9 protein-coding genes and 5 pseudogenes are annotated in these 13,252 nt (G+C 67.5%); 4 read left to right on the forward strand and 10 right to left on the reverse strand.

Translation table 11 applies throughout. The features are described 5' to 3' along the window. Window positions 1–2: 2 nt before the first annotated feature. From AC3WQA_RS02555 to AC3WQA_RS02565, 3 pseudogenes are all read right to left on the reverse strand, one after another. Window positions 3–1,004 (reverse strand): annotated as a pseudogene (locus AC3WQA_RS02555) (methyl-accepting chemotaxis protein); the annotation flags it as partial. Between the two features lie 144 nt (window positions 1,005–1,148). Beyond that, window positions 1,149–1,643: pseudogene (locus AC3WQA_RS02560) on the reverse strand (MCP four helix bundle domain-containing protein); the annotation flags it as partial. 39 nt (window positions 1,644–1,682) lie between these two features. Next, window positions 1,683–2,546 (reverse strand): annotated as a pseudogene (locus AC3WQA_RS02565) (chemotaxis protein CheA); the annotation flags it as partial. A 257-nt stretch (window positions 2,547–2,803) separates the two neighbouring features. Here AC3WQA_RS02565 and AC3WQA_RS02570 point away from each other — a divergent pair. Beyond that, window positions 2,804–3,922 (forward strand): ISL3 family transposase, encoded by a 1,119-nt coding sequence (locus AC3WQA_RS02570; protein ID WP_492673495.1) that lies wholly within the window; start codon window positions 2,804–2,806, stop codon window positions 3,920–3,922. A 10-nt stretch (window positions 3,923–3,932) separates the two neighbouring features. Here the strand turns inward: AC3WQA_RS02570 and AC3WQA_RS02575 are convergent. From AC3WQA_RS02575 to AC3WQA_RS02595, 5 genes and pseudogenes are all read right to left on the reverse strand, one after another. After that, a pseudogene (locus tag AC3WQA_RS02575) lies at window positions 3,933–4,349 on the reverse strand (chemotaxis protein CheA); the annotation flags it as partial. A gap of 624 nt (window positions 4,350–4,973) precedes the next feature. Next, a pseudogene (locus AC3WQA_RS02580) lies at window positions 4,974–5,318 on the reverse strand (Hpt domain-containing protein); the annotation flags it as partial. Next, a complete protein-coding gene (locus tag AC3WQA_RS02585) occupies window positions 5,269–5,565 on the reverse strand; it encodes an STAS domain-containing protein (protein WP_492673540.1) in 297 nt (98 codons plus the stop codon). The pseudogene AC3WQA_RS02580 and the gene AC3WQA_RS02585, both read right to left, overlap by 50 nt. A gap of 61 nt (window positions 5,566–5,626) precedes the next feature. Further along, window positions 5,627–5,995 carry a response regulator gene (locus tag AC3WQA_RS02590; RefSeq protein ID WP_492673541.1) on the reverse strand — a complete coding sequence of 123 codons (369 nt, stop codon included), beginning with the start codon at window positions 5,993–5,995 and terminating at the stop codon, window positions 5,627–5,629. A 14-nt stretch (window positions 5,996–6,009) separates the two neighbouring features. Further along, on the reverse strand, window positions 6,010–7,206 hold the full coding sequence (locus tag AC3WQA_RS02595) for a methyl-accepting chemotaxis protein (RefSeq protein WP_492673542.1): 1,197 nt from the start codon (window positions 7,204–7,206) through the stop codon (window positions 6,010–6,012). Between the two features lie 449 nt (window positions 7,207–7,655). Between AC3WQA_RS02595 and AC3WQA_RS02600 the strand changes: the two genes are divergently transcribed. Continuing rightward, window positions 7,656–8,498, forward strand: a complete 843-nt coding sequence (locus tag AC3WQA_RS02600; RefSeq protein ID WP_492673543.1) for a class I SAM-dependent methyltransferase — start codon at window positions 7,656–7,658, stop codon at window positions 8,496–8,498. A gap of 3 nt (window positions 8,499–8,501) precedes the next feature. Here the strand turns inward: AC3WQA_RS02600 and AC3WQA_RS02605 are convergent, their stop codons facing one another. After that, a complete protein-coding gene (locus AC3WQA_RS02605) occupies window positions 8,502–10,046 on the reverse strand; it encodes a carboxylesterase/lipase family protein (protein WP_492676306.1) in 1,545 nt (514 codons plus the stop codon). A 315-nt stretch (window positions 10,047–10,361) separates the two neighbouring features. Between AC3WQA_RS02605 and pyrC the strand changes: the two genes are divergently transcribed. Both pyrC and azu read left to right on the forward strand, forming a co-directional pair. After that, entirely contained in the window at window positions 10,362–11,399 is a 1,038-nt protein-coding gene (pyrC, locus tag AC3WQA_RS02610; protein ID WP_492673544.1) for a dihydroorotase, read from the forward strand. A 137-nt stretch (window positions 11,400–11,536) separates the two neighbouring features. Beyond that, window positions 11,537–11,983: an azurin gene (azu, locus tag AC3WQA_RS02615; protein ID WP_492673545.1), complete on the forward strand. Its 447-nt coding sequence runs from the start codon at window positions 11,537–11,539 to the stop codon at window positions 11,981–11,983. Between the two features lie 67 nt (window positions 11,984–12,050). On the opposite strand, the gene AC3WQA_RS02620 is transcribed toward azu, so the two are convergent. Next, complete coding sequence (locus AC3WQA_RS02620) at window positions 12,051–13,178, reverse strand: HD-GYP domain-containing protein (RefSeq protein WP_492673546.1); 1,128 nt, start codon at window positions 13,176–13,178, stop codon at window positions 12,051–12,053. Between the last annotated feature and the right edge of the window lie 74 nt (window positions 13,179–13,252).

The raw sequence follows: 13,252 nt of genomic DNA on the forward strand, positions 1-13,252 counted from the left end.
CCTCAGTACCGGGTGAAGTGCGCTTCGTCGGGCTCGCGGCTGGAGGCCGGCATGAGCTCGCCAACAGGCCTGGGCTTGAGCCGCACCACGTTCTTGCGCGCGCTCGCCGGCGCCTTGCGCACGGCGGACGCGCCCACGACCTGTTCGTCGAGCTTGAAGAAGGCCATCAGCTGCTGCAGGTGCTCGGCCTGGCCGCTCATTTCCTCGGCGGTGGCGGCCAGTTCCTCCGAGCTGGAGGCGTTCTGTTGGGTGGCCTGGCTCAACTGGTTCATCGCGGTGGTGATCTGGCCCACGCCGGAGGATTGTTCCACCGAGGCGGCGGTGATCTCCTGCACCAGGTCGGAGGTCTTGCGTATGCTGGGCACGATTTCGCCCAGCAGCTTGCCGGCCTTTTCCGCCACCTCCACGCTGCCGGAGGCCAGCTCACCGATTTCCTGCGCCGCCACCTGGCTGCGCTCGGCCAGCTTGCGCACTTCGGTGGCCACCACGGCGAAGCCCTTGCCGTGCTCGCCCGCGCGCGCGGCTTCGATGGCGGCATTGAGCGCCAGCAGATTGGTCTGGTAGGCGATGTCGTCGATGATGCCGATTTTCCTGGCGATGTCGCGCATCGCGTTCACCGTCGCATCCACCGACTTGCCGCCTTCGGCGGCGTCCTCGGCGGCCTTGCCGGCCATCGCGTCGGTGACCTTGGCGTTGTCGGTGTTCTGCGAGATCGAGGCGTTCATCTGCTCGACCGAGGCACTGGTCTCCTCCACGCCGGCGGCCTGCTCGCTGGCCGATTGCGCCAGCGACTGCGCGGTGGAACTGACCTCCTCCGAGGCGCTGGCCAGGGCTTCGGCGCTGCCGTTCACCTCGGCCACGATCTGTGCGAGCTTGTTCACCATGTTCTGCGTGGCGTGCAGCAACTGGCCCGTTTCGTCGGTGCTGTTCACCTCGATCCGTACGGCCAGGTCGCCCTGCGCCAGCCGGTTGGCGGCGTCCACCGCCAACCGCAGCGGCCGGGTGATGCCGAGCGTCACCCACAGGCCGGCAAGGATGGCCAGCAGCAGGGCGACGGCGGTCAGGGCAAACATCAGGCGGCGGGCGGCTTGGTAGTCCAGCTCGGATTGATCGCGGGAGCGGTTCAGACCATCGCGTAGATAGTCGTGCATGGCGTCCATGCTTGCTTTGGCTGTTTTGAACGCCGGCATCAGGTTCGCATTAACGGACTGAATGGCCGCATCCTTCTTACCTGCTTGAACCAGCGACAGAACCTGCTTGGTTTCATCCAGATAGTGCAGTCGACTGGTGTCGATCTTGCTCATGAGATCGGCACCCTTTCCGTCCATCTCCAGCTTGTCAAGCTTGGTCATGGCATCCGAAAGTGACTGCCTGGATTGATCGAGTTGATCCGTCTGTTGCTGCGCATTCGCCTGACTGTCGGCGAGCAAGACGCCTCGCACCGCACTGGCCACATCGCCCAAATCGCTCTGCATGCCAGAAATTAATTCGACCTTGGCGAGATGCCCGTTGACCACATTCTCAAGTTCGCCATTCATGATGGCGAGGCGACCGATCCCGAGATAGGCCACCGCCAGCATGAGCACCACCAGCACACCGAACCCCAAACCCAGCCGCACACCGATCTTCATGTTCCGGAACATGGCTTGCTCCTGCGATAAACCAAGGAAGAATGAGCAGACTCAAGGTGTGGCCACGCCGGCCGGTGGCGCGTGGGTTTGCCACGCGCCGCGCCGCATGACCTGATCCACCAGTGCCGGCACATCGAGCACCAGCGCCACGTCGCCGCTGCCAAGGATGGTGCTGCCGCTGAGGCACTTCACCGCCCCGAACAGGCGGCCCATCGGCTTGATAACCGCCTGGATTTCGCCCATCAGCGCATCGACCACGAGGCCGGCGCGCTGGCCGGCACAGGCCAGCACCACGATGTTCTCGCGCCGCGGCGGCGTGCCATCGACGTCGAACAGCTCGCGCAGGCGAATGAAGGGCAGCACCTGGCCGCGCAGGTTGGTGTAGTCGTGGCCGGGTTCGGCGGCCAATTCCACGCACTCGTCCACCGTCTCCAGCGGCAGCACGAAGGCGGTGTCGCCCACCTTGACCTGGAAGCCGTCGATGATGGCGAGCGTGAGCGGCAGCCGCACGGTGATGGTGGTGCCCACGCCCGGCGTGCTGGCGATGCCCACGCTGCCACGCAGCGCGGTGATGTTGCGCTTGACCACGTCCATGCCCACGCCGCGGCCGGAGAGGTTGGTGACTGCCTCGGCGGTGGAGAAACCCGGCTCGAAGATCAGCTCGAAGATGTCGCTGTCGGCGAGTTCGGCCCCCTCCTTCAGCAGGCCGCGCTCGATGGCCTTGGCGAGGATGCGCTCGCGCTTGAGCCCGCCGCCGTCGTCGCTGACCTCGATCACGATGGCGCCCGAATCGTGCCAGGCGTTCAGTCCCACCGTGCCCTGCGCCGGCTTGCCGCGCGCGGCACGTTCGGCGGCCGATTCAATGCCATGGTCGATGGCGTTGCGCACCAGGTGGGTGATCGGGTCGACGATCTTTTGGCTCATCGCGGAATCGTGTGGGCGTCCACGCCGGCAAAGGCTTGCGTAAACCTCCTCTGGCAAGCCATCTTCGGCCAGCAGGTGGGCGGTTGATTCCTGCATCGACTCGGTGAGCGAGGTTGTGCGATGAAGACAGGCCGCAGTCTGCGCGAGTTGTTCTCCTTCCCCGGCTTCGATGCGGCGGCGACGCTGGCGGGCGAATTCGGCGATCCAAAGGCACGCATCGTCCAACTTCGGCGCCGAAAAAAACGGCCGTGTGTTCGCGCTGCGGCCATCGCTGCCGCGGGCGTTACGACCAGAAAACCTGCCGTAGCCGCGACCTGCGCGTGGCCGGCTGGTTCCTGTACGTGGAGTACGAACGCTGGCGGGTGGATTGTCCCGGGTGCGGCGGCGTGCATGTAGAGCGGTTGGACTGGCTGGCGACCAATCCGCGCTACACCGCGCGCTTCGCCCTGCACGTGGGCAACCTCTGCCGCAGCATGACGAACAAGGCGGTGGCCGAGCTGGAGCGCCTGCACGACGGCACGGTCAAGGACCTGTCCAAGTTGTACATGGCCGAGCAGGTGCGCCGTGCCGGCTTGCCCGCGCCGCGCGCCATCGGCATCGACGAGATCGCCATCCACAAGGGCCACGACTACCGCGTGGTGGTCAGCGACCTGGAGCAGAGGCGGCCGATCTGGTTCGGTGGGCAAGGCCGCACCGAGGCGGACATCGATCGCTTCTTCGCCGAACTGGGGCCGACCAAGAGTGCGCGCATCGAACTGGCGCTGATGGACATGTGGCGCCCCTTCCGCAACTCGGTCGCCAGGAACGCCCCCCACGCCGCCATCGCCTTCGACAAATTCCACATCCTGCGTCACCTCGGCGACGCGCTCGACCAGGTGCGCCGCGACGAATACAAGCGCCTGCAGGGCAAGGACCGTAGTTACATCAAGGGCCAGCGCTACACACTGCTGAGCCACCGCGAGAACCTTAGCCTGGACGGACGCGCCGCCCTCAAGAAGCTGCTGGCAGCGAACAAGCGCCTGCACACCGCCTACCTGCTGAAGGAATCCTTCGGGCAGCTGTGGAGCTATCGCACCGAGCGCGGCGCACGGGTGTTCTTCGAGCGCTGGAAGCAGAGCCTGCGCTGGCAGCGCCTGGCGCCGTACCAGAAGTTCGGGCACATGATCGAGCGCCACTGGGACGGCATCGCCGCCTACTGCCAGCCCGACCACAAGGTCAGTCTCGGGCTGGTCGAAGGCCTCAACAACAAGATCCGCGTCATCCAGCGCAGCGCCTACGGCTACCGCGACGAGGACTACCTGAGGCTCAAGGTCATCGCCAGCTTCCTGCCGCCGCTACCCGAAAACGCCAAAATTCACCCACACTGATCCGCGATGACCCGATCTTTTCCACCACGGTCTTGTCCAGCTCGGTGTCCTCGCCGCTGGTCAGCAGGCGGATGTCCTTGCCGATTTCGCGCGCGGCGTCGTGCACCACGCGCTGGAAGCGGCTGAAGGCGCTGCCGATGCGCACCATGCGCAGTTGCAGCGCGCTGTCGCGCACCGCCTCCACCAGGCCGGCCAGCACGCTGGCGCGTTCCTGCAACTCGGCATCGCGGCGATCCTTGGCCACCAGGCCGATGCTGGCGCCGGCGGTGATGAGCTCGCCCACCTGGTTGATGAGCTGGTCAAGCTTGTCGGCATCGATGCGGATGGAGCGGTTTTCCTGCGCCTTGCGCTCCACCACCTGCTGCCTGGCCAGCGCGGCCTCAACCACCGGTGGCACGGCGGCGCCTTGCGCGATCAGGATTTCGCCGATGGGCTGGCGTACCGCATCGGCGCGCGCCATCTGCACGGTCTGCGCGTCGAGTGCGGCGTCGAGTTCGGCCTGGGTGATCGAGCCGCATTGCACCAGCATCTCGCCCAGCCGCGCGTCGTCCTCGGGCAGCTCGCGGATCAGCCGCAGGTATTCGGCCAGGCGGCTGTGCGGCGGCAGGATGCGCAGTTCGAGGTCGTCGCGCACGAATTCGAACACGTTTTCGATGGCGGCCTTGTCGGCCGCGCTTTCCAGCGCCACCTCGAAGCCGAGGTAGCAGGCCTCCGGCTCCATCGCCGCCACCGCCGGCAGGGCGTCGTCCAGCACGGCCACGCCACGGAGGCTGCCGACGCGGCCGAGGTAGCGCAGAAAGGCCAGCGGGTCCATGCCGTCGCGCAAGACGTTGGCGCCGAAGCGCAGCGAGAGGTGCCACAGTTCGGCGTCTGCGTCGGCGCCTTCGTCGCCTTTGGCCACGGCGGCCGCTGCGAATGACGCGGGGCCGTCGCCCGCCGCGGCGGGCGTCGGCTCGCCCAGTCGCTCGCGCAACTGCGCGAGCAGCAATGCGCCGGGTGCCTCCAGGCTTGCGGCCTCGTCGCGACCGGTATCGGCCACCGCGTCGATCAGCGCGCCCAGATGGTCGCGGCAGGCCAGCAGGGTGGCGATGAGGCGCCCATCCAGCGCCAGCTCGCCCCGGCGCACGCGGTCGAGCGCGCTTTCCATCACATGGGTGAAGGCGACGGTGCGATCCAGCCCGAACAGGCCGGAGGAACCCTTGATGGTGTGTGCGGCGCGGAAGATCGCGTTCACCCCTTCCGCATCGTCCGCCGGCTCGCCAACCTCCAGCAGGGCCTGCTCCATGTCTTCGAGCAGCTCGCGGCTTTCGGCGAGGAAGGTCTGCAACGCCTGGTCGAGATCCATGTCAGCCGCCCTGCGCTGAAGGGCTGCGCGGCACGTTGTCGAGGGCGGCATCGAGCTGCAGCAGCGCGAGCATGTCGTCCACGGCGGCGCTTTGCGCCACGATGCGCAAGCCGCCTTCGCGTTGGCGCGCCTCGCGCCGCGCCAGCAGCAGCAATTGCAGGCCGGCGGTGTCGATGTCGTCGACCGCCGACAAATCCAGCTCCAGCCGCGTCGATGTCTCCAACTGTTCCAGCAGCGTCTGCTTGAGCTCGGCGGCCCGGTAGACGCTCAATTCGCCTTCAATGCGCAACGTTGGCATGGGGTTCCTTCGCTTCCGCAACGGTGGAGGGGACTTCCTCGTCAAGGCGTCGGCAGCACCATCAACTTGGGCAGAGTTTCTGCACCGCGCCCAGCAGCACCTCCGGCCGGAACGGCTTGACCACCCAGGCCTTGGCGCCGGCGGCCTGCCCCTGCCGCTTCTTTTCCTCGGTGAATTCGGTGGTGAGCATGATGACCGGCGTGAAGCGGTAGTCCGGCAGCTGCTTGGCGGCACGCACGAAACTCAAGCCGTCCATGACCGGCATGTTCACGTCGCTGATGATGAGGTGGATGCGGCGACCGTCCAGCCGGTTCAGCGCGTCCTGGCCGTCCTCGGCCTCGATCACGTCGTAGCCGGCGCCCTTCAGGGCGATGGACACCACCTGGCGCAGCGAGGCGGAGTCGTCGACGATCATGATGGTCCTGGCCATGCCTTGCTGCTCCGTCAGAAAAAGGTCACGTCGTCGCCGTCGGCCACATCACCGCCAGCGGCGTGGGTGCGGTGCTCCTGCCGCGTCGCGTAGGAGTTCTCCAGTTCCTGCCTGAGCCGCGACCAGTCGATGGCGGCCAGATGGCCGCCTTGGCGGTACGCTTCGCCGCCCTGGTGCAGGCAGGATGGAAAGGCCTGGATGTTGTTCCGCACGTGGTCGAGGATCTGGCTGGCGCGATCCTGGAACTGCAGCAACACCAGCGCCTCGGCCACCTCGCTGCGGATTTCCGCGCCGGTAGAGCGCAATTGCGCGGCGCTGCCGGCCAGCTCGCCGGTGACGCGGCGGAACCTGTCGAGGACGCCGGCGATGGATTGCTCCGCGTTGGCGGCGGAGGCGGCATCCTCGCGGGTGAACGCCTCGGCGCCGTCGATGGCGGCGTGGATGGCCGCGCTGATCGCCTCCACCTGCCGCCCCATTTCGCGGCCGGTTTCACCGGAAAGCGCGGACAGGCTGCGCACCTCGTTGGCCACCACCGCGAAGCCGCGCCCGGCATCGCCGGCATGCGCGGCCTCGATGGTGGCGTTGATCGCCAGCATGTTGGTCTGGTGGGCGATGCTCGATACCGAGGTGGCCATCTCGCGCAGGCGCTCGATGAACTGGGCGAGGTTGCCGACGCTGCCCAGCATCTCGTCGCCGCGCCCCATGGCGGTGCGCAGCGACTGGGTCACCGCGTTCAGACTGGTTTCGCTGTGCGCGAAGACCGCGCTGAGGCCCCGCGCGCCGCCGTCATTCGAGCCGGCCGAGCGCTCCGAGGCGTCCACTGCGCTACCGAGTTTGTCGACGATGCCGGAGAAGCGCTGGCTCAACTCGACGATGGCGCGGTTGCTGTCCTCGCGTACGCTGTCGATCTGCCGCGCCCACAGCGAGGTGATTTCCTGCTCCAGCTCATCCAGCCCGGCGAAGAATTGCTCCACCTCGCGGCGATGGCGCGCCGCCTCGCTGGACGGCGCCCGACGCCAGGCATGCAGTCCGGCACCAGCCATGCCCAGGAGCACGCAGGCCAGGGCGCCGAACGCCGCCCAGGAAAGGCCGCGCGCAAACGGCAACAGTACGGCAAGCACCGCCAGCGCCAGCGGCAAGTGACGATCCAGGCGTGCGCGATACACGTCGGCGAGCATCTCTTTCCACGCATCCAGCCTTGTTTGGGTCATGCGAATTTCCATAGCCCCGAAAACACCCCCTGTCCGAACCTGCAGGCACGTCGTCTGCGCCAGACGACCCCTGCCTCACGGTTCGCAGCAAAGAGTCTCTTGCTCCATCGACACCACGCACCGTGGCCGAACGCGCCACGCGCGCCTTCTCCGTCACCTTGCACAGAACGGGTACGGCAGGAGCTTGACGGCAGGGTGAGGCAATCCTTTAGTCAACGAAGGGCACTACTTTTTGCTCAATTGACGTAGATCAAGAAGTGTGTACAGGCCAATCGCCACCGCTCGTCGCCCAGCGCACGCAACCAGCGGGCCGGGCTTTTTAGCCATCCAAACATCAAAGCGTCGTGAACGCCACGTTTCGAAAACGACTTGCCGCTGCACACCATGCCGGGGCAACGCCATGGAGGCTGTCCTAAACTGCGGGCTTGCCTTCACCGGAACCGTCCGCCTTGCTGCATTACACCGGCCCCTTGCTTACCCGCCCCACCGCCGCGGCGCTGCTTGCCGCCCGCGACGCCCACGCCGATGCATGGACCGGCTCGCTCGACCTGGGCCGTTCCACCGGCACCGCACGCCTGGACAACGACGGCTGGTGGTGGCGTGGCACACACTATCCGTGGCCGGCGCTGCCGAAGGAGCGCGCCATCCACCATTGGGACGGCGAGGCCTTCGCGCCGGTGGCACGCTTTGCCGGCTCGCTCATCAAACTGGTGCCCACCGAATGGGACGTGCCCACCTTCGAGATCGACGGCATCAAGATGCTGCCCACGTCGAAGGCCTCCCCGCTGGAGGATGCGCGACACAAGGTGGCGCTGGTCGAGCCGCGCGGCAAGACCGTGCTGGACACCTGCGGCGGACTCGGCTATTTCGCCGCCGGCTGTCTGGAAGCGGGCGCCGCGCGCATCCTGTCCTTCGAGAAAAACCCCGACGTGCTGTGGCTGCGCACGCTGAACCCGTGGTCGCCCGATCCCGCGGCGGCGGAACATGGCGGCCGCCTCGTGCTGACCCTGGCCGACGTGGCGCAGGCCATCGCCGGGCTGGCAAGCGCCTCGGTGGACGCCCTGCTGCACGACCCGCCGCGCTTCGGCATCGCCGGTGAGTTGTATGCGCTGGCCTTCTACCGCGAGCTGGCGCGCGTGCTGCGCCGTGGTGGCAAGCTGTTCCACTACACCGGCCGTCCGAACCAGCTCACCAGCGGCCGCGACGTGCCGCGCGAGGTGGCCCGGCGGCTGGAACAAGCCGGCTTCGACGCACAGCCCGCCCTGGACGGCGTGCTCGCCACGAAACGTTAGCACTCACAGATGCGCGTCGGGCTCCGCGCGCCGCAGGAACTCGTAGCGCGCGGCGTGACGGTCGATGTAAGCGTGGGTGTCGGCGCCGATGGCCTGGCGCAGCAAGCCGCCATCCTCGTTGGCCACCGCCGGCCAATGCGGCAGGCCCGCACCATTGGGGTTGCCGGTCTTGATGAAGTTGGCGAAGTAGCCTTCCATCACGGCCGACACGCGGCGATCGGTGGCCGTCCATGCGTAGACGGGGTTGCCAGCGAGGTTGCCCAGCGCGTATTCGATCTCGCCGCTGTGCACCGCGCCGGTGCCCGGGCCAGCGCTGCCGTCGCGCCTTGCCGGGCGCGGCTGCCCGAAGCGGTAGTAATACACCGGCGCCTGCCCGGTGCGACGCTGCCAGTCCATCCAGCACCAGGTGGAGAAGGCGATGAACTGGTCGCTGGCGAGCGCGCTGGCGGAGGCTTTCACCTGCGCCTCGTCGCCGCCCGGATAGAGCCTGAGCGCATCGCCAAGATGTGCCGCACCGAATTGCTTCCGCAGCGCGGCGTGGTAGTTGCCCGACGTCGGCGCCTGCGGGCCAAGCAGGCTCGCGTAATCGCCTTCCTGCGAGTTCGAGCCGACCAGCAAGGGAATGTGCGCCTGTTCACCGGCGGCGTAGATGGCCACCGGCGCGCGCGGCAGGAAATAGCCGTCGATAGTCGGATTAAAACTGTCGCTATCCGACGTGCCCAGTGCCTTGAACAGGTCGGCCGCGGGCATCGCGCGCAGTTCGGCCAACGTATGCACGCCCAGCTTGCGCATGAAGTCCCTGCCCCGCCGCTCGGCCAGCGACAGCGGCTCAGGCGCCAGGTTGCCCAGCATCGCACCACTTTCGCCGATCGCGCGCTGCATCAGTCCCTTCGACAGCGGCGAGGCCATCAGTACCGATACCGCCATCGATCCGGCCGACTCGCCACCGATGGTGACCCGCGCCGGATCGCCGCCGAACGCGGCGATGTTGTCGCGCACCCAGCGCAGCGCCGCCACCATGTCCAGCAGACTGTCGTTGCCGGTGGCGTGCACCGGCGATTCGGCGGCCAGCTGTGGCAGGGCGAGCAGGCCGAGCACGTCGAGCCGGTAGTTCACCGTCACCACGACGATGCCGCGTCGTGCGAGGCTGGCACCGTCGTAACGCGGCTCCGAGCCATCGCCCGCGAGCAGGCTGCCGCCGTAGAAATACACCAGCACTGGCAGCTTGCCGTTGCGCTGGATCGGCATCCACACGTTGAGATAGAGGCAGTCCTCGCTGATGCCGTTGGAGCGGAACACCATGTCGCCATACAGCGGTCGCTGCATGCAGCGCGCCGCGAAATGATCCGCGCGGCGCACGCCGTGCCATGCCGCCACCGGTTGCGGCGGCTTCCAGCGCAACGCGCCCACCGGTGGCGCGGCATAGGGGATGCCCCTGAACTCGTCCAGCCCGGCCTTCGCATCGTGGGTGCCAGACAACGTGCCCGCCGCCACGCGCGCCACCGGCGCTGGCGCGGCGGCGCACACGATCAACGGCATGGACAACATGGCCACGAAAAAACCGCCGCACCAGCGGAGCGCTCGCACGTTTTCCCCACGCAAAACCCGGCCACGGCCGACCGCACACGAAGCGGTCGCGCCAGCGACGGCTGCACGGCGGCGCGTACTTGCGTGCGCCAAACACACCACCTGGAAATACCGCACGATGCGGCATGCCTCACCAGCCATGAACGCTAGTCGCATAACGTCTCCAACTCGTCTGACGAAGACGTTCATAGTAGGCCATCGCACCGCCCGCACATCGCCGCGCACCCGGTGCATCCGATACCATGGCGCCCCGATCGATCAAACCGCCACGCTGCCATGACCATCACGCACCTGGAACTCACCCGCCCCGACGACTGGCACCTGCACCTGCGCGACGGCGCGGCGCTGGCCTCGGTGGTGGGCGACAGCGCGCGGCAGTTCGCCCGCGCCATCGTGATGCCCAACCTGAAGCCGCCGGTGACCACGGTGGCGCAGGCCGCCGACTATCGCCAACGCATCCTCGCCTGCCTGCCCACCGATACCTCGTTCCAGCCGCTGATGACGCTCTACCTCACCGAGGCCACCACGCCGGCGGAGATCGTGCTGGCCAAGGCCAGCGGCTTCGTGCACGCGGTGAAGTATTACCCGGCCGGCGCCACCACCAACTCGCAGGCCGGCGTGCGCGACCTCGCCAATGTGGAGGCCGTGCTGGCGGCGATGGAGGAACACGGCCTGCCGCTGCTGATGCACGGCGAGGTGACCGACCCGGCGGTGGACATCTTCGACCGCGAGCAAGCATTCATCGAACGCGAGCTGATTCCGCTGCGTGCGCGCTTCCCCACCCTGCGCATGGTGCTGGAGCACATCACCACGCGCGCCGCGGTGCAATACGTGCGCGAGCAGCCGGCGCACGTGGGCGCCACCATCACCGCGCATCACCTCTTGCTCAACCGCAACGCGATCTTCGCCGGCGGCATCCGCCCGCACCACTATTGCCTGCCGGTGCTCAAGCGCGAGACACATCGCCAGGCGCTGCTGGAGGCGGCCACTGGCGGCGATGCGCATTTCTTCCTCGGCACCGACAGCGCTCCGCACGCACAGGGCGCCAAGGAGGCCGCCTGCGGCTGCGCCGGCATCTACACCGCGCACGCCGCCATCGAGCTGTACGCCGAGGCCTTCGAGGAAGCCGGTCGGCTGGATCGGCTGGAAGCCTTCGCCAGCTTCCATGGCGCGGATTTCTACGGCCTGCCGCGCAACCGCGAAGCGATCACGCTGGAGCGGCTGCCCTGGCGCGTGCCCGAGCGACAACGCTTCGGCGAAGGCCAGCTGGTGCCCATGCGCGCCGGCGAGGAAATCGCCTGGTCGCTGGTGTAGCTGGCGACATCGAGCCAGCTCCAAGAGGCAGGTATGGCTGCGACAAAGCCCCGCACCCGTGACTGACGCAGATCAGGGTCGGCCGGAGGCACGACTCGCACAATCGCGTCGTCCACTTTCCCCAAGGAGCGAAACCCATGCGCAAACTGATTGTCCTCGCCCTGCTCGGCCTGGCGTCCACCCCGCTGATGGCCGCCCAGTGTGCCTCCACCGTCGAAGCCAACGACGCCATGCAGTACAACGTGCACGAGATCACCGTGCCCAAGGCCTGCAAGACCTTCAAGGTGACACTCAAGCACACCGGCAAGCTGCCAGTGGCCGCGATGGGCCACAACTGGGTGCTGACCGCGCCGGCCGACAAGGCGGGCGTGCTCGCCGACGGCTCCAAGGCCGGTCCGGCCAGCAACTACGAGAAGGCCGGCGACACCCGCATCATCGCCGATACCAAGCTGATCGGCGGCGGCCAGTCCGACACCGCCACCATCAACGTGGCCAAGCTCAAGGCCGGCGAAAAGTACGCTTTCTTCTGCACCTTCCCCGGCCACGCCGCCTTGATGAACGGCACGCTGTCGCTGGGCAAGTAAGTCACGAGCTTGTCTCGGTTTGAGCGCCCCCGGCCGTATGGCCGGGGGCTTTTTTTTTCACCGGCGTTCAAGCCACGCCTTCCGGCCCCCAGAGTTGCCCCATCGACGGCTCCAGCCGCATGGCATCGAGATTGACCACCTCGACGATGGTGAAGGCTTCACCGCGACCACCGGTGCGAATCGGGCGCTCCAGCCGCAGCCCATCGCTGGTGGCGAGCAAGGCCAGGTGCGGCTGGTGGCCAGCCGGGCCGAGCCGCACCACCACCGCGACGCTGCCATTGCGCAGGCGCACGCCGGTGCCCGGCGGATAGATGCCCAGCGCCTTGATGAAGGGCGCCGCCAGATGCTCGTCGGTGACGGTGCCCTCGCCGAGGAACAGCCAGCGCAGCGCCAGGTTGGGTGACATCGCCGGGCGGGAATCGCGGCTGGAAACGCGCGCGCAATACACATCCGCCAGCGCCAGCAACTTGGCCGGCAGGCTGATTGCCTCGCCGATCTTGCCCGCCGGATAACCGCTGCCATCGGGATGCTCGTGGTGGTCGCGCACGGTGTCCAGCCACAGCTCATCAGCCACCCCGTGCGCGCGCAGCATCGCCACCCCGCGTTCGCAGTGGCCATGCACCTCTGCACGCTGCTCTTCGCTCAGCGGCCCGGCCTGCTCGTGCAGGCGATCCTGCAGGTCGACCATGCCGATGTTCATGGTGAGCGCCGCCGCCACGGTGAGCATCACTTCCTCGGGCGCCAGCCGCAGCGACGTACCCACCACCTGGCAGGCGATGGCCACGTTGACCGCATGGCGCACCGAGTACGGCCCCTCGCGACACATCAGTATCGTCGCCAGCGCCTGGTCGGCATCCCGCTGGCAGGCTTGCTCGAGCAGGCTGACGACGTCCATGACCTCCTCCGGAAACCCGGTGGCCGGCGGACTCACCAGCAAGGTGTGCAACATCGCGCGCGCGGACATCACCTGCGCCAGCGCGGAATTGGTGCCCCTGGCCGCGGCAGTGGGTGGTGCCTCGTCCGGAGCGGCATCGTCGTCCGCAAGCGCGGCCTTGCCCAGCAGCATTTCCAGCTGCCATTGGCTGGAGATCACGTGTCCGGCGCGCAACAACAGGTTGCCCCTGACGTCGAAGACGTCGCCGGGCAAGGGTTTGCCCAACTCGATTTCCGACCGATGGACAGGGCGATGGGTCACGCTCCCCCCGTGGTTTTTGCCAAGCAGCCAAACACGGCGCCGATGGCGATGCCGGATGGCGGCGCCTCTGGCGT

Source organism: Rhodanobacter sp. FW106-PBR-R2A-2-24 (assembly GCF_058789615.1).

Excerpts from the sequence above, each read along its gene's own strand:
- AC3WQA_RS02595 (WP_492673542.1), bottom strand. The coding sequence starts at position 7,206 with ATGACCCAAACAAGGCTGGATGCGTGGAAAGAGATGCTCGCCGACGTG.
- azu (WP_492673545.1), top strand. The coding sequence starts at position 11,537 with ATGCGCAAACTGATTGTCCTCGCCCTGCTCGGCCTGGCGTCCACCCCG.
- AC3WQA_RS02605 (WP_492676306.1), bottom strand. The coding sequence starts at position 10,046 with ATGTTGTCCATGCCGTTGATCGTGTGCGCCGCCGCGCCAGCGCCGGTG.
- pyrC (WP_492673544.1), top strand. The coding sequence starts at position 10,362 with ATGACCATCACGCACCTGGAACTCACCCGCCCCGACGACTGGCACCTG.
- AC3WQA_RS02590 (WP_492673541.1), bottom strand. The coding sequence starts at position 5,995 with ATGGCCAGGACCATCATGATCGTCGACGACTCCGCCTCGCTGCGCCAG.
- AC3WQA_RS02585 (WP_492673540.1), bottom strand. The coding sequence starts at position 5,565 with ATGCCAACGTTGCGCATTGAAGGCGAATTGAGCGTCTACCGGGCCGCC.